Genomic DNA, 21,816 nt, shown 5'->3' on the forward strand with positions numbered 1-21,816 from the left:
CCAGGCTAAGAACCGGCCCTCCCACCATGACCTTTCAAGACCTCATTCTCACCCTGCAGAAGTTCTGGGCCGATCGTGGCTGTCTCATCGTGCAGCCGTACAACTCGGAGGTCGGCGCTGGCACCTTCAACCCGGCGACGTTCCTGCGCGCGCTCGGCCCCGAGCCCTGGAATGTGGCGTTCGTCGAGCCTTCCCGGCGGCCCGCGGACGGTCGTTACGGGGAGAACCCGAACCGTATGCAGCAGTTTCACCAGTTCCAGGTGATCCTCAAGCCGAGCCCGATCGATATCCAGGACCTCTACCTGGAGTCGCTGCGCGCGATCGGCACGAACCCGCTCGATCACGACGTCCGGTTCCTCGAGGACGACTGGGAGTCGCCGACCCTCGGGGCGTGGGGGCTTGGCTGGCAGGTGTGGATCGATGGGCTCGAGATCTCGCAGTTCACCTACTTCCAGCAGATCGGCGGGATCGACTGCCGCCCCGTCTCGGGCGAGCTCACGTACGGCCTCGAGCGGATCGCGATGTACCTGCAGGACAAGGACAGCATCTACGACGTCGTCTACTCGGACAGAGGCGGCGAGGTCGTGCGCTACGGGGATCTCTACCAGCGCGCGGAGTGGGAGTGGTCGACCTACAACTTCGAGGAGGCCGACATCCCCGAGCACTTCGCGGCGTTCGACGTGTGCGAGGCCGAGGTGAAGCGGCTCCTCTACCGGGGCGCGGATCCGGCGGCGAAGGGGGCGGCGATCGATCCGAAGAAGGCGCTCGTGCTCCCCGCCTACGATTTCGTCGTGAAGGCGGCGCACCGCTTCAACGTGCTCGACGCGCGGGGCGCCATCAGCGTGACCGAGCGGCAGCGCTTCATCGGCCGGGTCCGCGCGCTCGCGCGGGCGGTCGCGGAGACGTACCTCGCGCAGCGCGAGGCGCTCGGCTATCCGCTCCTCGGCGAGCCGCAGGCGAAGGCGGCGGAGTAGCGCGCGGCGGCGCGGAGGCGGCGCAGCAGCGCGCCGCCCCGCCGGGCGGCCGTCCGCCTCAGGCGAGCGGGCTGTCCGGGAGGAAGTCGCGGCGCGTGCAGAGCGCGACGAGCGGCAGCCCCGCGGCGCGGATGGCGTCGGCGCCGCCCTCGAGGCGGTCGACGAGGGCGATCACGCCGACCACCGAGGCGCCCGCGGTGCGCAGCTTCTCGACCGCCTTCAGCGTCGAGCCGCCCGTCGTGATCACGTCCTCGAGGATCGCGACGGGCATCCCGGGCACGAGCCCGCGATCCCCCTCGACGAGGCGGCGCGAGCCGTGGTCCTTGACGTCCTTGCGCACGTACAGCGCGGGGAGGGGGCGGCCGCGCAGGAAGCTCGTGAGCGACACCGCGCTCGCGAGGGGGCACCCGCCGAGCTCGACGCCGGCGACCGCCTCGCACCGGGGGAGCGCGTCGAGCGCCTCGAACATCAGCGAGCCGACGAGGGCGTGGCCCTCGGCCGTCAGCACCGACTGCTTGCAGTCGATGAAGAAGTCGCTCTCGCGACCGGACGCGAGGACGACGCGCTTCTGCTCGAACGAACGCTCGCGCAGCAGCGCGACGAGCCGCTCCCGCTCCGAGGCGCCGGCAACGCTCACCGCCCGCCCCGCTTGCGGAGCGACGCCTTCGCGGCCCCCTTCCGGAGCGCGGGGACGACGGGCGGCGGCGGCCCGCCGGCGCTCTCCGCCGCGTCGGGCTCGTCGCCCTCGCCGGCGGCCGAGGCCGACAGGTCGGCCTCCTCGTCGTCGTGCACCGCCGCGAGGCGCGGCTCGGGCGCAGGCGCGGGCCTCGCCTCGACCGGCGCGGGGCGGGGCGCAGGCGCGGGGCGCGCAGGCGCCGGCGCGGGGCGGGCCGCAGGCCGCGCGGCCGGCGCCGGCGCGCGCTGCTCCGCCGCGGCCCGCGCCGGCCGCGCAGCCGCAGGCGCGGCCGCTGCGCGCGGCGCAACCGCAGCGGCGGCGGCCCGGACCGGGGCGGGCGCCGCGGCGAGCGGCGCGCCGGTGGTGACGTTGCCGCGCACCAGCGCGCCGGCCTGGATGCCGATCTGCGGCGCGCCGAGGTCGCCGACGACGCGCGCGCCGGGCTCGAGGATCACGGCCTCCTCGCCGGAGATGTTCCCGGCGACCGAGCCGCGGACGACCACGCGCCGCCCCCGGACGTCGCTCTGGATGAGCGCGCCTTCGCCGATGGTGACGTCGCCGGTCATGACGACGCTCCCCTCGACGTGGCCGAGGATCTCGAGATCCCCGTCGCCCTGAACGTTGCCGCGGATGGCCGTCGTCGGCCCGATCGAGGACTGGGCGGCCATCGGCTACACGTCCATGTCGACGTTGCCCTTGAACGAGGCTCCGTCCGCGATGGTCAGCCGCGACGCTTTCACGTCGCCGACGAGGCGACCGCCCGCGAGGAGGTCCACGCGGTCGGCTGCCGTGACGTTGCCGGTCACGTTGCCGCCCACCTGGAGCGACGCCGCCCCGATGTCCGCTTCGACCAGCGCCCCTGCGTCGATGGTCAGCGGCCCCTCGACGGTGAGCTTTCCGCGCACCGTCCCGGCGACGATCACCTCCTCGTCGGAGGTGATCTCGCCCTCGATCGTGAGCCCGTTTCCGATGATCGTACCCGCCACGTTCGTGCTCCTCGTCGCGCCTTGGCGGCGCGATTTTCCGTCCGTCAACGCGCGCTACCGCCCCGCCGATTCGCGTCGGGGGCTCTGTGCGCGCCCGCCGGTCCGCTCCGAGAGCTCGGCCGGCAGGTCGAACTCCGCCTCGATGCGGCCGGCGAACGCCGCGCCTTCCTCGAGGATCACCTCGCTGCCGCCCACGTTCCCGGCGTACTGCGCGGTCGCCCGGATGGTGACGGGGCCGCGCGACGTCACGTCGCCCGTGAGCTGTCCGGAGACGACGAGCGAGCTCGCCTCGACGTCGCCGGTGACCGACGCTCCGTCCTCGATCTCGAGATCGCCGGCCAGCTGGATGTTCCCCTCGACGCTCCCCTCGACCCGGAGCGAGCCGTCGCCGTGGACGCGCCCGCGGATGCGGGCGCCCCTTCCGATGAGCGATTCGGCGGCGTCCGATTCGCGGTGCGTGGTTGTCGAGCCTCGGGCCATTCTCGTCTCCAGTGCGCGGTGGGGGCCGCGCGAGCCGGGGCGCGCACCTGATGCCCGGCTCGTCCGCTGGAGCTGGGCGAGCGACATCGCCCGGCCCTGCGGCGGCGCGGACGCTACTCCAAGGCGCTGCGCCTCGCAACCGGCGGGCGGCCTCGGTGGGGGGTGGCCTCGCAGGGCGGCCTCGGTGCGGGGCGGCCTCCGCGCGCTGCAGGGGAGCCCTCGGGGGGAGGGGGTGTCGCGCGGGGGGTCGAGGGGCCCCCTCCCACGAACTCGCGCCTCGTGGTGGCAATTGCCTCCTGCACGGAGGTGCCAAGTCCATGAGCGACTCGCTGCGACGCGGGCCGGCGCTCGGGTTCGTGGGGCCCTGCCCCTCGGCCCCCCGCGCGACACCCCCTCCCCCCGAGGGCTCTCTCCGGTGGAGCGGACCATGACGCGGTCGTCGGGCATCTCGCGGGAGGCTTCCGGCGCTCCTGGTCGAGGTGATACGGTCTCTCTTGACTGGGCTTCCCTTGCTCGCGACGCCCCCGGTGCCCTGGCGGCGAACCGACTTGGACGGCTCAGCGCGCGTCGTCGTGAGGCGATCGCCGACCAACACAATCCGAGGGGTGCTCATGCGGAAGATGGCTATCGTGGGATCTGGACAGGCTGGCCTGCTCGCGGCGCACGCCCTCGTGAAGGCCGGCTACGATGTGACTCTCTATTCGGATCGCACGCCAGAGCAGTGGCTGAACGAATCGAAGCCGACCGGAAGCGCAGCCCGGTTCGACAGGGCGCTCGAGTTCGAGCGCGAGCTCGGCCTGGCCTTCTGGGAGGACGCCGCGCCCCCGGGCCGGGGCATTCAGCTGACCGCGTGCCCCGCCCCGGGCAACCGCCTGTTGACGCTGGCAGGCCGCCTGGAGCGGCCGTTCATGGCGATCGACCTGCGGCTCCAGAGCCACCGGTGGATGCTCGAGCTGGAGCAACGGGGAGGCAAGATCGTCATCGAGCCCGTCACGGTCCCGCGGCTCGACGCGATCGCGGCGGAGAGCGATCTCACCATCGTCGCCGCTGGACGAGGCGACCTGTGCAGCCTGTTCGAGCGCGACGCGGGGCGCAGCGTCCACACCGAGGCGCAGCGCAACCTCGTCATGATCTGCGTGACGGGACCGAAGCTCGGGTTCGACGGCATCCCGCTGATCCCGGTCAAGTTCAACCTGTTCGGGGGCCTCGGGGAGGCGTTCTGGGTGCCTTACCACCACAAGGACGTGGGACCGAGCTGGAGCTGCATCGTCGAGGCGATCCCCGGAGGGCCGATGGACCGGTTCCAGGGCGCGACGTCGGGAGAAGAGATCCTCGCGATCACGAAGGAGCTGGTGAAGGAGCTCATCCCCTGGGACCATGAGTGGTTCAGGACAGCCGAGCTGTCGGACAAGCATGGATGGCAGAAAGGGCGGGTCGTCCCGGCGGTGCGCAAGCCCGTCGGGCGGCTGCCCTCCGGGCGGATCGTGACGTCGCTGGGCGACACGGCGATGTCGCTCGATCCGATCGGCGGCCAGGGGGCCAACAGCGGCAACAAGATGGCGCGCAACCTGGTCGAGTGCATCGTGCAGCACGGCGACCGCCCCTTCGACGCCGAATGGATGACGCGCACCTTCGATCGCTTCTATGCGCGGCACGGCGGGCCCTCCGACCGGTTCAACAACCTCCTCCTCTCGGGAGCGTCGGCAGGGATCTTCCACCTCCTCTTCGCGCAGTACGGCAGTGACGGGCGGGCGGACAACGCGAGCCGGCAGCAGGCGCTCGCGAACGCCTTCGTGAACAACTTCGACGATCCGGCTCAGCTGACGCCGGTCCTCGAGGACGTGGGGCGGGTGCGCGCGTTCATCCAGCAGACGACCGGAAAGCCCTGGCCGCTCGCGCTCGCCGCCGGCGGCGTCGGCGTCGGCCTCGCGCAGGTGCGGCAGCGCCTCGGGCTCCCGCCCGGGCACCCGAGAGCGCCGGAGCACGCCGGGGGAGCGAGCGCGTAACGCCCACCCCGGCCGCTTCGGCTTTGCCCACGACCGGGGTCGTCATGCTGAGGGGATTCCTCCGATCACGACCGGCTCCGTGACGGTGGGGCAACGCGCGTCGAGCGACCTCCGATTGAACCCCCATCTACACGTCTACACGTCGTGCTTCTCGACGGTATCTATCAGGGCGATATAAACCGTTTGACGCGCGACGTGAGGAGTGCAAGTGAGCATCTTGCAGGTCGTGTTAGCGCTCACATGTGGCGCTGGCGGATTATTACCGGGTGACGGTCTTCGAGGTTCGGACGGTCGCTGCCGATACCCGAGGGACAACCATGGCGCCGGCACGGCGCCGGTGAGGAGCAGACGATGAAACGATGCAGCGCGCCTGTCATGGCGATTCTCCTGATCGGGTCTCTTGTCGCGGCGTGCGGAGAGAGCGGCGATTCGAGCTACACGCTCACCATCGAGACCGGCGGCGAGGGCACGACCGATCCCGCGCCTGGAACCTACACGTACCCGTCTGGCACCTGGGTGACCGTGAGCGCGACGCCCGCCGCGGGCCGCAACTTCCTGGGATGGAGTGGCGCCGGCGCCGGGCTGGACAACCCCGTGACCATCTCCCTGGACGCGGACAAGACGCTGACGGCCACGTTCGGCGCGGCCTTCGAGCCCACGACCTACCAGAACCCCGTCCTACCCGGGGATCACCCGGACCTGAACATCTACCGGGAAGGCGACGCTTTCTACCTGGTCGGGTCCACCTTCCACATGATGCCGGCCTTCGAGATCCTGCGCTCGACGGATCTCGTGCGCTGGGAGCGCGTGACCCGGGTGGTCAATTCCACCGCGACCGCGCTGGACGAGCAGACGGGCCCTGGCCAGGGCACCTGGGGCGGCTTCATCACCAAGGCCGATGATGTGTACCGGGTCTACTACTCCATCGGGGCCACCCAGCACTTCTCTTCGGCGCCGAGCCTCGCGGGCCCATGGTCAGAGCCCACCAAGGTCGACGTCTTCCCCTACACGCCGCCCGGCAGCGAGACCTCGTACGAACGAGGGACCGGCTCCGACAACTCCGTGTTCATCGACCCGGACAGCGGCAAGACGTACATGCTCATCAAGAATGGACTGTGCAAATGGGACGCAGACAATCCCAACGACTTTGGCATCAACCTGGCCACGGAGATCGATCCTGCCACCGGGATGCTGGTGCCGGAGTCGACAATCGATCTGAGCTTCATCAACTGGGACCAGGAGACCGGCGGCTGCGGGGACTTCACCGATCCTGACTGGAGCAAGTGGGCCGAGGGGCCGACCATGGCCAAGCGCGGCGAGTGGTACTACTACTTCGTGTCGACCCACACGGCCTGCGGCGGGCAGCTGCACGCCTGGGCTTCGAAGAAGCTGGCCGGCAGCACCTCCGAGGACTGGACGTGGCTCGGCTATGTCCTGACCGGCGAGGAGCCGTACGCTGGCGTGCAGCACATCACGGCTCCGCTCGAGCTCGAGGATGGCACCTGGTGGGCCTTTGCTCACTCGTACGACTGCAGCGAGGTGGGTACCCAGGACTGGAAGAACGGCGAATGGATGGGGCTGGGCCGCGAAGGGCTGCTCCTGTCGATGGACTGGGTCGAGCAGGAAGTGGGCGGGCAGACCATCCCGGTCCCGCGGTTCGCGACCCAGGTGCGCGATCTGCCGGCGCCCGAGCTGCCGCGGAGCGACGTGCCCTTCCTGCTGCCCGTGAACGACGAGTTCTCGTCGGACAAGATCGGACCTGCCTGGACCTCCTACGGCCGGTCGGAGGACAGGTACTCGGTGACGGACCGCCCGGAGTGGCTGCGGATCAAGCCGGGTGCTGAAGAGACCACGTGGGTGGTGCAGAAGGACGCGCTGCGTTCGAGCACCATGATCGTGAAGATGGAGTTCACGCCCGAGGCCGACGGCGACGCGGCCGGCGTCCGGCTGGGCAACGGCTACTGGCAGGACGAGCAGGTGCTCTCTGCCCCGACGTGGATGGCCAGCGACGAGAAGTTCATGCTTCCCGCCATCATGGAGGCCTCCGTGGCGCGGGTCATGGAGGACAACGCCGACAAGATCCGGTTCTCCTTCCGCTCGCGCTCGGTGATGCCCCCGAGCGAAGAGGGGGGAGCGTACACCGAGCTCGCCGAGCCGGTCGTGGTGGGCGCATCGGTCCCGGCCCCCTCCGGCGCGACGGTCTGGCTGAAGCTGGTCCGCGCCGGCCACATGGCCACGGGCTGGTTCAGCTCCGATGGCGTCGACTGGACCCAGGTAGGCGCCGAGATCGACCTCTCCACGCTCGACCACTTCTATGCCATGGCCCACACCTGGATTGGCAACCAGGCTGGCATGTTCGCGACCAACAAGAGCGCCGACTTCGACCTGTTCGTTTACCGCGACGGTCTCACCCCGATCCCGGCCGCGGAGGCGGACCAGGAGTCCGGCGCCGGCGTCGTGTCGAGCGAGTCGGCGGGATCGGTGCTGGGCGAGCTGGAGAACGGCGACTGGGCCATGTATGGCAGCGTCGACCTCGGCAGCGGCGGAGTGAGCTCGAAGGCCATCGAGCTGAAGGCCGCGAGCGCCGGGCAAGGCGGCGCCGTCGAGGTCTGGATCGATCCGCTGGCCGGTGGCTCGGCGATCGGCACGTGCAACATCCCCGGCACCGGCGGCTGGGAGGAGTGGGTGACCACCACGTGCGACGTGAAGCCCACCGCTGGCACCCACGAGGTCTACTTGAAGGTGACGGGCGGCACGGGCGAGCTGCTGCGCCTCGCGTCGCTGCGCTTCGTGCCGGCCATGTGACCTGTCGGTTTTTTCGTCCCCGAGCCCGTGATGAGCGGCCGACAGGCCATGTCACGGGCGCCCGCGGCGACGCGCCAGGATCTTCTCCGCCGCGCTGAGCGGCCGCTCCTCGCGCGCCGCCTCGCGGCCTGCGGGGGCCGCTGTCCCGTGCGTGCTTCGCCCCGCCGCCGGCGCTCCGGCCGCTCCGCGCTGCTCCGGCCGCGCGGCTGCCTGCTGCGCCGGCGACCCCGGCTGCACGGGCCCCTCGGGCGGCGCCCCCCATCCCGTCTGCGCCGGCCTCGGCGGGGGCGCCGTCCACGTCGGCCCGCCCCCGCCGCGGCCCTCGCCCCCGCCGCGGCCCTCGCCCCCGCCGCGGCCGTCATCCCGCAGCGCGGGTCCCGCCTGCGTGCCCTCGCGCCGCCCGCGCCCCCGCTCCCGCGCCGACAGCAGCGCCCCCACCGTCTCCCCCGCGCCGGCCGCCTCCGCCGCGGCTCCCCACCGCCTCGCCCGCAGCCGCTCTCCCGCCCGCGCGGCCCACGCCCCCGCCGCCTCCGGCAGCGCGAGCCGCCGCGCCGCCACCGCGAACAGCAGCGCGAGCGCGGCGAAGCCGACCAGCCCCGGCGTCGCGTCCCGGTACGCGAAGCGCTTCGACGCCCGGTCGTCGAAGATCCCCGCGAGCGTGTCGCGCCGCTTGCCCCCGGTGAACTCCGCGATCCGCCCGAGCAGCGACAGATCGCTGCCCGTCGGGCGCAGCTCCTCGCCGGCCGTCATCGCCGCCCCCGTGGTCCCGACGGCCTCCCCCGTGAGCTCGTCCCGGGCCACCGCCACGTACGTCCCCGGCCGCGACAGCGGCAGCGTCGCCATGTACGCCCCCGCGCCCGTCGCCTCGAGCGGGAGCTCGCGCGCGAAGCCGTCGGGCCCCGCCACGTGCACGACAAGCCGGCGGAACGACTGCGCCCGCCCGTCGTCGCCGATCACGCTCGCCCGCACCGACAGCTCGCCGCCCGACGCGTCGGCCTCGAGGCGCACGCGCGGATCCTCCGCCTTGCGCGTCACGTCGCGCGCCGCCTGCGCGATCATCCGCGCCGCGCCGGGCCAGCGCGTCCACGCCGCCCCCCAGCGGCCCTTGAGATCGCTCGTGAACGCCGCGGCCCGGCCGAGCCCCGCCGACCACACAGCGAGCACCGGATCCCCCTCCGGCCCGGACAGCAGCACCGTCGCCCGGCTCTTGGGGACCGTCACCACGTAGCCCGCGAGCGGCGGCGCCTCGCCGAACGGCACGCCGGCCGTGATCGACGACGGCGCGCCCAGCGCCACGTGGAACGGCTCCTCCACGATCGCGCTCCTCGCCGCGAGGATGGTCTCCTGCGTGAACACCGCGGGCAGCCGCCCGGCGTCCTCGACGAGGTAGAAGCGGCCGCCGCCGAGGCGCGACAGCGTCTCCAGCTCCGGCACGTCGCCGCCCTGGCCCAGCGCCACGACGCTCGTCGTGATCCCGCGGCGCATCGCCGCCTCCACCATCGCGCGGCAAGGCCCCATGTTCTCCGCGTCCGACCCGTCGGCGAAGAGCAGCACGTGCTTCAGGTTCGAGCCGTCCCGGTCGAGCGCGCGGTAGGCCGCCTCGAGCGTGATGTCGACGAAGATCCCGCCGCCGCCCGGGCCCACGGCGCGGATTGCCCTGTCGATCGCGGCCTTGTCCGCGACCGGCCCGAGCGGCACGCTCCACTGCACCGCCGTGTCGACGTGCGCGACGCCGAGCCGGTCGCCGGGGCCGAGCAGCGACGCCGACCGGGACGCGGCCTCGTTGGCGAGCTCGAGCTTCGTGTGGGCGCCGGCGGTCGCCGCCATCGAGCCGGAGATGTCGATGCCGATCACCTCGGCCAGGCTCGCCCGGCGGCGCTCCTGCTTCAGATCGAACGAGACGGGGGAGACCTCCTCGAGCGGCGTCCGCGCGTAGCCGCCCGGCCCCATGCTCCGATCGCCGCCCATCAGGAGCAGGCCGCCGCCGAGGTCGCGGACGTAGCTCGCGAGCGCGTCGATCTGGCCCGGCGACAGGTCCGCCGCGCGGATGTCGCTGAGCACCACCACGTCGTAGCCGGCGAGCGTCCCGAGATCGGCCGGGACGCGGCTCAGATCTCCCTCGTCCACCCGGAACGCGCCGTCCGCGAGCGCCCGCGCGACGAACGCGCCCTGCCCGGCGTCGCCCTCGAGCACGAGCGCGGCCGCGGCCCCGCGCACGCGCAGGAACGCGCTCCCCGCGTTGTCCTCGGCGGCCTCGTCGAGCCTCGGATCCTTCGCGGTGATCTCGACGTCGTAGCGGTGCAGCCCCGGCCCCGGCGCCTTCTCGCGGATGCGCAGCACGTCCTCCCCCGCGGCGATCGAGGCGTCGGCGCGGGCGATGAGCTCGCCGTCGCGGCGCAGGCGGATCTCGACCTCGGCCAGGGACGGCGACGACGTGACGAGCCGCAGATCGAGCGCCTCGCCCTCGTCGGCCCGCGCGGGCGCGCGGAGGGCGACCACGCGGATGTCGGGGACCCGCCGCTGCTCCAGCGGGAGCACGTCGATCGGCAGGCCGGCGGCGACGGCGGCCGCGGCCGCGGCCATCGTGTCGCCGCGGGTGGCGACCCCGTCGGTGAGCAGCACGACGCGCGCCGCGGAGTCGGGCGGCACCTCGGCGAGGGCGCGGCGGATGCCCGCGGCGAGGTCGGTCCCGTCGCGGCCGAGCGCGACCCGCTGCGGGGCGGGGAGCTGCGAGCGCGGGCGCGGCGGATCCTCGGTCGCCGCGCTGGCGGCGAAGACGATGGTGGCGATCCGGTCGTCCTCGCGCATGCCGAGCTCGGCGACGGAGAGCTCCTGCGCGACGCGCTGGTCGGCGCGCGGCACGAGGTCGATCGAGCGGCTGCGATCGATCGCGAGCAGGACGGTGAGCCGGTCGAGCGGCCGGCCAATCTCGGGCCCGGCCACGGCCATGGCCGCCGCGAACGCCGCGAAGGGGGTGAGGAGGTCACCGAGCCGCGCGCGCCACGCCCCCTGCCTGCGGGCGCGCGCCGAGGCGAGCGCGAGCCCGAGGTACCGGAGCGCGATGAACGACGTGGCGCCCGCCGCGAGCAGCGCGCCCCAGGGCCGCGCGAGCCGGAGATGGGCGTCCGCGAGCAGCCCGCACCAGACCAGGGCCACGTGGAGCGCCGGAAGCGCGCCTGCGATCATCCAGGCGAGCAGGATCGGGCGGCGGAGCGCGCCGCGTCGGAGGGCGAGGCGGAGCAGCGCGGCGAAGAGGAGCGCGCCGGCCAGCGTGGCGGCGTAGGGCAGGGCGCGCAGCGCGGCCGCCGGGATCAGGGAGGCCTCCGTTCGATCCGCATGCGGTGGAGCGGCAGTAAATCATCTTTGCGGCGCTCCGGGGGGGCCGCTTCGGCGGGGTGTGGCCGAGTGCCCCATCGAGGCAGCCGTGCGGCGCCCCTGTCGGTTTGGAGCGGAAAACAGGCGGCATTTTGGCCCTCCTGTCCCCATTTCCATGTTTGTCCAAGATGGCACGCTGTCTGCTTGAGCGCGGGTACGGGCGGCGAGGCCGCGCAGCAGGGGGCAGGAGAGATCATGTCGCGCATCGAGATCACGGACGCCTGGAGCAGCTCGGACGACGGCTCATGGGACCTCGACGAGGGGTTCGGCGAGCCCCGGTGCAGCGTGCACTACCAGGAGGGGGATCTCGTCGCGGGCAAGTACCGGCTGGTCCGCAAGCTCGGCGAGGGCGCGATGGGCACGGTCTGGGTCGCGACCCACGTCGTGCTCGGATCCGAGGTCGCGATCAAGCTGATGCGGCCCGAGCTCCGGTCGGCGGAGCTGGCCGAGTACTTCCTCCGCGAGGCGCGCGCCGCCGGCCGGCTGAATCATGCGGAGATCGTCCGGATGTTCGACCTCGGTGAGGACGCCAAGGGCGATCCCTACCTGGTGATGGAGCTCATCGAGGGCGAGTCGCTGAAGAGCGTGCTGTCGCGCGAGGGGAGGATGACGCCGGAGCGGGCGATCGCGCTGCTGTTGCCGGTGGCGGGCGCGATGCATGCGGTGCACGAGAAGGGCGTCGTCCACCGCGATCTCAAGCCGGACAACGTGATGCTCGTGCGCCGCGGCGGCGGCCGGCTGCAGCCGAAGGTCGTCGATTTCGGCGTCGCGAAGCTCGTCTTCGAGCGCGAGGAGAGCCAGGCGTCGGGGAGCTTCGATGTCTTCGGGACCCCGGACTACATGCCGCCGGAGCAGGTGCTCGCCGCCCCCGACCTCGATGGCCGCGCCGACATCTGGTCGTTCTGCGCGATGCTGTACGAGCTGCTCTCGGGCCGCCCGCCGTTCTCGTCGAGGAACGCGCTGGACGGCCTGCGCGCGGTCCTGCAGGACGCGGTGCCGTCCCTGGTCGATACGCGCGGCCTCGACGCGGATCTCTGGGCGATCCTGGAGCGCGGGCTGCAGAAGGAGCCGGCCTCGCGCTGGTCGAGCATGCGCGAGCTCGGCGAGGCGCTCGCCGCGTGGCTCTGGTCGCGGGGCATCCGGGAGGATGTGCGGGGCGTGTCGCTCGAGGGGGAGTGGCTCCCGCGGGAAGAGACCTGCGCGCCCGTGAGCTGTGGCATGGCGCCACGCCTTTCCTGGGTGGAAGAGCGGGCCCGGCCGAGCCGCCGGTGGTCGTCGCGCCGCCGGGGGCACCGGCTGCACCGGGGGCGGTCGCCTGCCGAGCAGGCGGTTTGCCACTGAGGACGAGGACGCGCCGCTGAGCGGTCGGGAAGCCCCGGCCCCGGAGCCCGCGGCGGTGTAGGCTCGCGCAGGTCGCGCATGAACCTCGTAATCCCGCGTCGCTCGAGGTCACCGCGTCATAGCTGCCCCGAACCGCGTCATAGCTGCCCCGAACCGCCTCCTCGCTGCCCCGAACCGCCTCTTCGCTGCCCCGAACCGCCTCTTCGCTGCCCCGAACCGCTCCACGGTTCCCCTGAAGGGCTCCACGGCTGCCCTTTTCGCCTCGGACCCCCCGTGGCCCCCCGGTCAGGCGCCCTTTTCGCCTCGGACCCCCCGTGGGTGGTGCTCACATCTGCCCGGAGAGAGTTCACATGAAGGCGGGAAGGCGGGAAGATCATTGATCTTTTCTTCCCGCCTTCCCGCCTTCATGTTCAAATCGGGCCACCACCCAGCGGCCGCGGCGCGCGCGTGAAATACCAGACGTCGACGACCACGAAGGCCAGCGCCGCGAGGGCGACGAGCCAGGTCCACTCGACGTGGGCGTCCGGCTCGCCCGCCGCGCTGGAGACCGCGACCTCGCCGCCGCCCTCCGCGACGAGCGGCCTCGGCGCAAGATCGCTCTCGGCGACGCTCGTGAGGTTGGCCGGCATGACGACCGACCCGGCCTGCGGTCCCTGCCAGGCGAGGCGGTAGAGGCCGGCGCGCGGCGTCTCGGCGATCACCGCGATGCCGGCGCGCTGCGCGACCTCGAGCCGCTCGCCGGCAGGGCCGGTGGCCTGGAGATCCCGCGCGGTCGCCGGGACGCTCACCCGCAGCGGCTCGCCGGTGCGCGCCGGGCCGGTGATGCCATGGGCGCGGTGGGCCCGCGCCTGCTCGAGCAGGTTGCGCACGAAGAGCACGAACGACGCCTTGAGCGGCCAGTCGCTCTCGCCCACGTCGAAGCCGAGCAGCGTGCCGGTCCGCGACGAGGTGGAGATGTCGGTCGCGATCGTGCCCTCCTGGGCGCGGATGAGCGCCTGCGCCGCCCCGTCCGGCGCGAGGGACGAGGCGGCGCGGAGGTGCACGCCGTCCAGCGTGAGGAAGCGCAGCCGCGGATCGGCCGTGTCCCACGACGTGAGGGCGGGGCGCTCGAGCGTCTGCCCGACGAGCGTGCCGAAGCAGCGCCCGGGCGGCGGGTTCACGATCAGCAGATCGCCGCCCGGCGGGTCGGGCGGGCAGGCGCCGTCGATCACCACGAACGTGTCGGGATCGAGCCCGGGCGCCCCCAGGAGATCCGCGAGCCCGCCCGAGGTGACCGAGGTCATCGGGTCGGACGCGAGCGCCCGCTCGAGCCACGCAGAGCCGCCGGAGGCCGCCGCCGGCTGCCCGCCCCGGCCCTCGTCGCCTCGACCCGCGCCGCCCGACGCGAGGAACACCGGGAGCCTGTCGCCGGCCGGCACGCGGCCGTAGGCGACGTCGTCGAGCGGCATGGCGTCGGGCGGCGAGAGCTCGAAGACGAGCCCCTTGCGGTAGTCGCCGGGCGACGGCCGGAACGTGAGCACGACCGGCAGGCGCTCGCCCGGCTTCACCAGCACACGCCGCGAGCTGAGCACGTCCAGGGCGCTGTCCTGCCGCATCGTCACGTAGACGTCGCGCGGCTGCGCCCCGAAGTTCGCGACAACGAGGAAGGCCTGCACCTCCTCGCGTCCCTCCGGCCGCCCGCCGTTCGCGCCGGCCGCGCCGCTCGCGCCCGCACCCTCGCTCCCGGAGCGCACGTCGACGCGGACGATGGCCGCGTTGTCCACCGGGTCGCCGACGGTGATGACCTCGAGCGGGACCGACACCCCGCGCAGCGAGCCGGGGCGGGCCAGGTTGCCGTCGGTGATCACGACGACCCGGCGGGCGCCGCCGAGCTGCCGGAGCCGGTCCACCCCGAGGGCGACCGCGGCGCCGAGGTCGCCCTCGACGTCGCGCGCGGCGATCGGATCGATCGCCGCCCTGAGCCGCACGAGATCGCGATCGAGCGCCGCGACGAGGCGCGCGTCGCGCCCCGCCTCGAGGATCAGCGCGTCGCTGCCCGGGGCGAGGCCGGCGAGGAGGTCCCTGGCGACCTGCTTGGCGAGCTCGATGCGCGTCGTCGGCTCGCCGGACGGTCCCCGCGCGGCCGCGGACATCGAGGCGCTCGCGTCGAGGATGATCGCCACGTGATCGCCGGTGAGCTCGCGCCCGCGCGAGGCGGGGCGGGCGAGGGCGAGCGCGAGGAGCGCGAGGGCGAGCGCCTGCAGGACGAGCGGCAGCTGGGCGATGAGCTTCCTGAAGGGCGCGCGCGCCATGAGGTCGCGCTGCGCGGCGGCCCAGAGCCACGTCGAGGGGACGCGGCGGCGGCTCCGCTTGATCTTGAGGATGTAAAGGAGCACGAGCGGCCCGAGCAGCGCGAGCAGCCAGAGGCCGCCGGGCGAGAGCAGCGCGAGCGGAGCCCCCGCGGAGGCCTGGGCGAGCGGCGCGGCCACGTCAGTCGACGCTCCTCGAGACGAAGCGGCGGACGGCGCCCTCGAGCGGCTCGTCGCTTCGCGCCCGCACGTACGTCGCCCCGTGGCGGCGGGCCCAGCCGCGCAGCGCCTCGCACAGGCCGGCGAAGCGCGCCGCGTAGGCGGCCAGGGCCGCGGCGTCCATGGTGACGTCGACGAGCGCCCCGGTCTCGGCGTCCTCGAGCGTCAGGTCCCCCTCGAAGCTCGGCGCGAGCTCCTCGGCGGCGACGACCTGGAGGACCGCGACGTCGTGGCCCGCCTGCGCCGCGCGCCCGAGGGCGGCGGTGACGGGGCCGGGGTCGAAGAAATCGGAGACGACGCAGAGGAGGCCCGGCCGGGCGCTCTGCCGCACGACGGCGTCGATGGCCCGGGCGAGGTGGGTCCCGCCGGCCGCCTTCACGCCGTCGAGGGCGCGGAGGAGCGCGGCCAGCCCGGCGCGCCCGCGCACCGGCGCGTGCTCGCGGGCGATGCCGTCGCCCGCCACGAAGAGCTGCGCGCGCTCGGAGCGCGCGAGCGACATGTAGCCGATCGCGGCCGCGAGCCGCCGGGCGGCGTCGAGCTTCGTGGGCTCCCCGAAGTCGAGCGACGCCGACGCGTCGCACACGATCCGGGCGATGACGTCCTCCTCGGCGCGGAACAGCTTGAGCACCGGCTCACCGGTGCGCGCGTAGGCGGCCCAGTCGATGCGCCGCATGTCGTCGCCGGGCGCGTACGCCCGGTGCTCCTCGAACTCGGCCGACCCGCCGCGGCGCCGCGCGAGGTGCTCGCCGGCGCCCCCGGAGCGGGCGCGGATCTCGAGCCGCCGCCGCAGGACCTCGAGCTCGCGGACGAAGCTCGCGCCGAGGAGCGGCCCGGAAGCGGAATCGGAAGAAGAGGAGCGGAGCACCGGAGACGAGTAGACCTCGGCGCGGGCGGAGGTGCCAGCGGGCCGCGGAGGAACGGCCGCCCGCGCGCCGAGAGAGGCGGCGGGCGGGCCCGGCCCACGGCTGCCGCGCTGTTTTCCTCAAACCCTTTCCCCCGTCGGCGAGGGGGATATCGCCGAAGCTCACGCCGACGACGCTCGCCCTCCGATCCGGCCCGAGGGCCCGGGACGCGGGCGCCCCGGCGCACCCGTCGCGCGGACCGGCCGCGTGACATCGGCGTCAGGGGGCGCGCCGCTGTGTCGTCGCCTAACCTATTGATTTTGTGAATATTTTTTCGGGGTATACCCCTTGCTTCGGGGCGGTCCTCGGCAAGCCGCTCGCTCGCTTGCTTGGCCACCGTGCTGGCCCCTCATCGCACGGAAGGACAGCTCTGATGCATCGAGATCTGCGCTCGTATCGATCGCTCCTTCACCCCCTGTGGCTAGGAGCCCTCGCGCTCCTCGTCCTCAACGATCACGCCCTCAAGGGATCCGGCCTGCTCCCCGGATGGGTGACCGGAAAGCTCAGCGACTTCGCCGGGCTGCTTGTCGCGCCCGCGGTCCTCGCCTCGCTGCTCCGGGTCTCCTCGCGCCGCGGCTTCCTCGGGGCGCACGTCGCCACCGGCGCCGTCTTCTCCGCCATCAAGCTCGCTCCGGAGGCCGCTCGCGCGGTCGAGGGGCTCATGGCGCTCACGCCGCTCCCGTGGCGCATCACCGTCGACCCGACCGACCTCCTCGCGCTGCCGGTGCTCCTCGTGTCGTACCGGGTGCTCGGCGAGGCCGCGCGGCGGCCCGAGCCCGCGCAGCGCCCGATCGCGCACCGGCTGGCGCTGATGGCGGGCAGCCTCTCGTGCGTGGCCACGAGCTACGAGCCGCCTCCGTGCGGCGAGGCCGAGGGCTGCTTGCCGCCGCAGCCGCAGGAGATCGCGTCGCTCGTGATCGGCAATGCGACCGAGACCGAGCAGCTCTTCCGCGTGCGCCGGCTCCGGGAGTCGGCGCGGGTCGACTGCAGCGCCATGCTCGCCGATCCGGCGGGCACCCTCTCGCGCGATCTGTTCGCGAACGCCGAGACCTGGCTCATCGCGCCCGGCCGCGCGCTCCCCCTGCGCAACGCGGGGTGCGACGCCTACCTGATCGACGCCGACGGGCTGCCGCTCACGCTGCTCGCGTGGTCGGCGGAGCAGTTCCCGGAGCAGCTCCTCGTCACCACGACGGAGAACTCGCTGCCGGATCGGATGCTCGCGCTGCAGCGCGCCGGGGCCAGGCTCGAGCTCGCCGAGCACCCGGCGGTGTTCGACGCGCCGCCCGCCGAGCCCCGGCCGCCGGCGGACGCGTGCGGCGTCTCCACCCAGGGGAGCCGCCTCGACTGGACCCTGCCCGTCTCCGAGGCGGCGGTCCTCACCGGCATCACGTCGTCTCCGGACGGGTGCCACGCCCTCGCGCTCGAGCGCGGCGATCGCGGCGATATGTTCTTCCTCTGCGCTCCCGCGGAGGCGATCCCGTTCAGCGAGGGCGAGCTCCTCCACGTGAGCCGGGTCGCGATCGACGGCGGCGACTATCCGGAGCGCCCGGAGGACGAGCGGGCGCTCGCGCGCGGCATCCACATCGAGAGCGAGACGCACGCCGTGCTCGTGCTGCAAGGCAACGTGCTCGCCCGCGGATCGATGGTCGGCCGGCAGGCGTCCACCGACTTCCTGGCCGAGCTCACCCCGCTCAAGGGCTGCAGAGGGTTCCACGACGCGTGCGGCAGCCTTGTCGCGCCGCTCGAGGTGTCGCTCCTCGGCGACGGCGTCTCCGGGGTCGTGTCCCTGCGCGCCGGAGAGAGCGCGGCGCTCGCCGAGGGCGCCGAGACGCTCCTCGTCGTGCGCGCCGAGGACATGCCCGTCCGCAACGCGGAGTGCTTCACCGCTCCCATCGATCAACCCCGCCTGCTCGAGTCGGTCTGGATCGCCGCCGCCGCGGCGCCGTAGGAGATCACGCCATGAAGCTTCGAATCCATCATGTCCTCGCGCTCGGCGCCGCCGCGGCGCTCGGCGCGATCGGCTGCGGCTCCGACGAGAGCAGCTCCGGCGAATTCGTCTCGCCCGAGGGGCCCCCGGGCAGCGTGGGCGTCTCCCAGGGCGGCTCGCAGGACTTCGGCCTGTTCCGCCAGATCCTGGAGGACGGCGAGATCCCCGGGCCGGACACGCTCGACGACGTCGGCTTCTTCGCCGAGCACAAGCTCGACTACCCGGCCGCGGCCTGCGGCGACGACGTGTGCATGCACGGCCTGCTCGGGATCATGGGCAACATGATCAGCGGGTCGCCCTGCACGCTCATCCAGATCGGGATGAACTCGCCCGTGGACCTCGGCGCGCTCGAGCGGCCGCCGCTGCACCTCGTCATCGCGGTCGACACGAGCGCCTCGATGCTGGGCGACCCCATCGCCTACCTGAAGGCGGGGCTCGTCGAGATGATCGACGCGCTCGGGCCGACCGACCGGATCTCGCTCGTCCGTTACTCGAACACCGCCGAGGTCGTCCTGGAGCAGGCGGAGGGCTCGGACCGGGAGGCGCTCACCGAGGCGTTCGAGGGCCTCGTCGCCGCCGGGTCGACAAACCTCTACGAGGGGCTCTTCACCGCGTTCGCGGTCGCGGAGCGGCACCTCGATCCGGCCTGGCAGAACCGCGTGATCTTCCTGTCCGACGGCGTGGCCACCACCGGGCTCACCTCTCCGGAGCGGCTCGTGTCGCTCGCGCGGGGGTACGCGGAGAAGGGGATCGGCGTCACGGCCGTCGGCGTCGGCGCGGAGTTCGACGTCGGCGCGATGCGCGGGATCAGCGAGGTCGGCGCCGGCAACTTCTACTTCCTCGAGGACCCGAAGGCCGTGGAGGAGGTGTTCACGGAGGAGGTGAAGACGTTCCTCGTGCCCCTGGCGCTCGACGTCGAGCTCGACGTCGCCGTGGGCGACGGCTACGTCGTGCGCGGCGCCTACGGCACGAACGGCTGGCAGGGCGGTGAGCGCGGCGGGGCCGTGCACATCCCGAGCCTCTTCCTCGCCGGCCGGACCAGCGCCTCGGAGCCCGTCGGCTCCGGCCGGCGCGGCGGCGGCGGCGCCATCGTGCTCGAGCTCGTGCCGAAGCCCGATCAGCAGGGCGTCGACGATCCCCACGCCGTGGGCTCCCTCGCGCTGTCGTGGAAGCACCCGCTGACGGGCGAGACCCACGCGCAGCAGGTGGACATCGAGGCGCCGAGCACGCCCGACGCGCCCCCGGAGGGCGGCTATTTCTCCGGTGATACCGTCGAGAAGGGCTTCGTGATGCTGAACCTCTACGCCGGGTTCAAGCTCGCCGCCCAGCTCGCCGCCGACGCCGATCCCCGCACCGCGCGGCGCACGCTCGAGGCGCTGCGCCCGAACGTCGAGGCGTGGCTCGAGGAGCACCCGGACCCGGATGTGGAGGACGACCTGCGCTACGTCAACCTGTTCATCGAGAACCTCATCACGGTGGAAGCGGACGTGCAGCCCTACACGCCCGCGGAGCCGCCGAACCCCTGGCCCGCCGATTGAATCACGCGGTCTTCGCGAGGCCCCCGCGGCGGTGATCCGCCGCGGGGGCCAGCGCGCGCCGGGCGATGCTGTGGCCCGGCATTCACGTGGAGCCTATCAACAGGCGTTCACTGGCGCGCTCGGACTGTCTCGGCGCGTCCTGGAACCCTGGAACCCTGGAACGAAACGAAACGCTCCCCGCGCGCCGCGAACGGGCACCGCGCAAATAGCGCTTCCCTGGCGGTAATTACCTTGTGTAGGATCCTGTGTTTGCGGCCGTTCGAGAAGGAGAATTCATCGTGCGAATATCCAGCGTTCTTGGGTTGGCGAGTATCATCGTATGTCTGATGGCCGCTCTCCCCGCGAGCGCCGGCGTCGAGGAATGCGGCAACATTCGCTTCGACGAGCTGTCGAACTGTGAATTGCGCGTCACGGCCGAGTGCTCGGCGGGCTGCAGCGAGCTCGGGATCTACAAGACGGCGTGCGCCACGAAGCTCGTGCCGGTCTGCAAGACGGAGTGCTCCCTCTCGGCGGAGGCGACCTGCACGGACGGCTGCACCACGCAGTGCTCGACGGACTGCGCCAACGGCGTCATAGTCATCTGCTCCCATAACTGCTTCGTCGAGTGCACCACCGAGCGGGACGCCAAGTGCTCCGGCGCCGCCGACGTCGCGCAGTGCGCCGCGACGTGGGACGCGAACTGCGACAGCGAGTGCGACGCCCAGTGCGTGACGGTCGATGGAGACTGCTATCAGCACTGTATCGAGTGCTGCGGCGGCTCGTGCACGGCCGGCGCGAACATGGACTGCCAGACCACCTGCCAGGACGAGATCTTCGAGGACTGCGAGCACGAGTTCCGCGCGAACTGCGATGCTTCCTGCAGCGGGGACGGCGCGCTCTTCTGCGATGGGACGTACGTCATCTCCGGATCGCAGGTCCCGGCGTGCGTGAAAGCGCTGCTCGCGCAGGGCGTCTCCGTGAAGGCCGAGGCGGAGGTCACCATCGGTCCAGACGGCGTGAGCGGAGATCTGTCCGCCGGCATGTGCGCCGCCGGCCCGGGGAACAAGGCCTCCCTTGTCGCGCCGTTCGCCGCGCTCGCCGCGGCGGCAGGCTGGCTCGCCCGGCGGCGCAAGCGGTCCTCGCACGCGTCGAGTTGAGCCGGTACCAGGTGATCGTGCGGCCGACCTCCCAGCCGCTGCGCGCGGTGCTCGCGCTGCTCGCCCTCGGCGCCTCGGGCTGCGGGAGCGAGGACGCCGACGCGCTCGTGGTGGTCGGCCTGACGACGGATATGGCGATCGGCTTCGAGATCGATGAGATCGAGAGCACCACGAAGGTGGATGGCGTCGTCACGCGCGCCGAGCGCCTCTCGTACGGCGGGGGCGAGCTGTCGCTCCCGGCGGAGCTCCCGGTCGCGCCGGCGCACGACGGTGCGGAGGTCGAGCTGTCCGTCGCGGCGTTCCGCGACGGCGACGCAGCGGCGATCGTGACGCGGAGGGCTGTGACCCGCGCGGTCGGCGGGCGGCGGCTGCTCCTGCCCGTCTCGCTCGACGAGGAGTGCTCCGCGGTCTCCTGCGCGGCCGGCGCGACCTGCGCGGCGGGGGCGTGCGTCGACCCCTTCGTCGCCCCGTCCGCCCTCGCCGACCACGACCCGATGTGGATCGCGTCGGCAAGCGACGCGTGCAAGACGCCCTCCTCGGGCGATCCGGAGATCATGATCGGGCAGGGGGAGAGCGCGTTCGCCCCCCTCGAAGAGGGCGAGGTGGTGCCGATCGAGGCGGGCCCTCAAGGAGGTCACCACGTGTGGCTCGCGCTGCGCGTGACCGGCCTCCGGCAGATGGGCTCGCGCCTGAGGGTAGGGGGCTACTTCCGCGAGCTCGAGTTCGAGCTGCGTCCCTTCACCGCGCAGGTCACGCTGCACAGAGCAGCGGGAGACCTCTGCGAGATCTACGGCATACGCTTCCAGGTGGATCGAGGCCTCATGGTCGATGCCGTCCGGGGCCGAGCGCTCGACGTCGAGATCGCCCTGGAGGACCCGAACGGCGATCGCGCGACCGCCGCGCGGCGGGTCGTCATCGCTCCCTGACACCTCTTCGAGCGACGGAGCCCCGGGACCGAACGTCGGGCCGAGCCGCGTCGAGCTCCCGGTGAAGCGCGGCCCGACGGGCAGAGGGCGCACCGCCGTACCGGCCGCGCGCCCGGGCCCGCCGCGCAGGCACGTTTGCTGGAGCAGCGGATCGAGCGTCGCGCCGCTGTAACCGCG

The 21,816-nt window shown here is 72.9% G+C and carries 15 protein-coding genes; 8 read left to right on the top strand and 7 right to left on the bottom strand.

The annotated features are described in order from the left end of the window. Positions 1 to 26 precede the first annotated feature (26 nt). Entirely contained in the window at positions 27 to 974 is a 948-nt protein-coding gene (gene glyQ, locus WMF28_RS02730) for a glycine--tRNA ligase subunit alpha (RefSeq protein WP_437600469.1), read from the top strand. A 58-nt stretch (positions 975 to 1,032) separates the two neighbouring features. Here the strand turns inward: glyQ and pyrE are convergent, their stop codons facing one another. The 4 genes from pyrE to WMF28_RS02750 are packed head-to-tail and all read right to left on the bottom strand — an operon-like array spanning position 1,033 to position 3,116. After that, positions 1,033 to 1,611 carry an orotate phosphoribosyltransferase gene (gene pyrE / locus WMF28_RS02735; RefSeq protein ID WP_437600470.1) on the bottom strand — a complete coding sequence of 193 codons (579 nt, stop codon included), beginning with the start codon at positions 1,609 to 1,611 and terminating at the stop codon, positions 1,033 to 1,035. Continuing rightward, complete coding sequence (locus tag WMF28_RS02740; RefSeq protein ID WP_437600471.1) at positions 1,608 to 2,318, bottom strand: bactofilin family protein; 711 nt, start codon at positions 2,316 to 2,318, stop codon at positions 1,608 to 1,610. Before WMF28_RS02740 ends, pyrE begins: the two co-directional genes overlap by 4 nt. 3 nt (positions 2,319 to 2,321) lie before the next feature. After that, positions 2,322 to 2,636 (bottom strand): bactofilin family protein, encoded by a 315-nt coding sequence (locus WMF28_RS02745; RefSeq protein ID WP_272097558.1) that lies wholly within the window; start codon positions 2,634 to 2,636, stop codon positions 2,322 to 2,324. 54 nt (positions 2,637 to 2,690) lie between these two features. Continuing rightward, positions 2,691 to 3,116 carry a bactofilin family protein gene (locus WMF28_RS02750; protein ID WP_437600472.1) on the bottom strand — a complete coding sequence of 142 codons (426 nt, stop codon included), beginning with the start codon at positions 3,114 to 3,116 and terminating at the stop codon, positions 2,691 to 2,693. 611 nt (positions 3,117 to 3,727) lie between these two features. Here WMF28_RS02750 and WMF28_RS02755 point away from each other — a divergent pair. Both WMF28_RS02755 and WMF28_RS02760 read left to right on the top strand, forming a co-directional pair. After that, positions 3,728 to 5,122 carry a styrene monooxygenase/indole monooxygenase family protein gene (locus WMF28_RS02755; RefSeq protein ID WP_437600473.1) on the top strand — a complete coding sequence of 465 codons (1,395 nt, stop codon included), beginning with the start codon at positions 3,728 to 3,730 and terminating at the stop codon, positions 5,120 to 5,122. 351 nt (positions 5,123 to 5,473) lie between these two features. Further along, on the top strand, positions 5,474 to 7,927 hold the full coding sequence (locus WMF28_RS02760) for a family 43 glycosylhydrolase (protein WP_437600474.1): 2,454 nt from the start codon (positions 5,474 to 5,476) through the stop codon (positions 7,925 to 7,927). Positions 7,928 to 7,978: 51 nt separating this feature from the next. On the opposite strand, the gene WMF28_RS02765 is transcribed toward WMF28_RS02760, so the two are convergent. Then, positions 7,979 to 11,113 carry a VWA domain-containing protein gene (locus tag WMF28_RS02765; RefSeq protein ID WP_437600475.1) on the bottom strand — a complete coding sequence of 1,045 codons (3,135 nt, stop codon included), beginning with the start codon at positions 11,111 to 11,113 and terminating at the stop codon, positions 7,979 to 7,981. A 333-nt stretch (positions 11,114 to 11,446) separates the two neighbouring features. Here WMF28_RS02765 and WMF28_RS02770 point away from each other — a divergent pair, with 333 nt between their 5' ends. Next, positions 11,447 to 12,643, top strand: a complete 1,197-nt coding sequence (locus tag WMF28_RS02770) for a serine/threonine-protein kinase (RefSeq protein WP_437600476.1) — start codon at positions 11,447 to 11,449, stop codon at positions 12,641 to 12,643. A 410-nt stretch (positions 12,644 to 13,053) separates the two neighbouring features. Here WMF28_RS02770 and WMF28_RS02775 read toward each other — a convergent pair whose 3' ends face one another. Further along, entirely contained in the window at positions 13,054 to 15,111 is a 2,058-nt protein-coding gene (locus WMF28_RS02775) for a VWA domain-containing protein (protein ID WP_437600477.1), read from the bottom strand. 1 nt (position 15,112) lies between these two features. Next, a complete protein-coding gene (locus WMF28_RS02780) occupies positions 15,113 to 16,015 on the bottom strand; it encodes a DUF58 domain-containing protein (RefSeq protein WP_437600478.1) in 903 nt (300 codons plus the stop codon). Between the two features lie 410 nt (positions 16,016 to 16,425). On the opposite strand from WMF28_RS02780, the gene WMF28_RS02785 reads away from it, so the two are divergent. The 4 genes from WMF28_RS02785 to WMF28_RS02800 all read left to right on the top strand — a co-directional run bounded on the left by WMF28_RS02785 (position 16,426) and on the right by WMF28_RS02800 (position 21,639). Next, positions 16,426 to 18,000 (top strand): hypothetical protein, encoded by a 1,575-nt coding sequence (locus WMF28_RS02785; protein WP_437600479.1) that lies wholly within the window; start codon positions 16,426 to 16,428, stop codon positions 17,998 to 18,000. An 11-nt stretch (positions 18,001 to 18,011) separates the two neighbouring features. Continuing rightward, entirely contained in the window at positions 18,012 to 19,577 is a 1,566-nt protein-coding gene (locus WMF28_RS02790; RefSeq protein WP_437600480.1) for a vWA domain-containing protein, read from the top strand. 326 nt (positions 19,578 to 19,903) lie between these two features. Next, complete coding sequence (locus WMF28_RS02795; protein ID WP_437600481.1) at positions 19,904 to 20,713, top strand: hypothetical protein; 810 nt, start codon at positions 19,904 to 19,906, stop codon at positions 20,711 to 20,713. Between the two features lie 17 nt (positions 20,714 to 20,730). Then, positions 20,731 to 21,639 (top strand): hypothetical protein, encoded by a 909-nt coding sequence (locus WMF28_RS02800; RefSeq protein WP_437600482.1) that lies wholly within the window; start codon positions 20,731 to 20,733, stop codon positions 21,637 to 21,639. The last annotated feature ends 177 nt before the right edge of the window (positions 21,640 to 21,816 follow it).

The organism is Sorangium sp. So ce590, from assembly GCF_051521365.1.
Classification (GTDB): domain Bacteria; phylum Myxococcota_A; class Polyangia; order Polyangiales; family Polyangiaceae; genus Sorangium.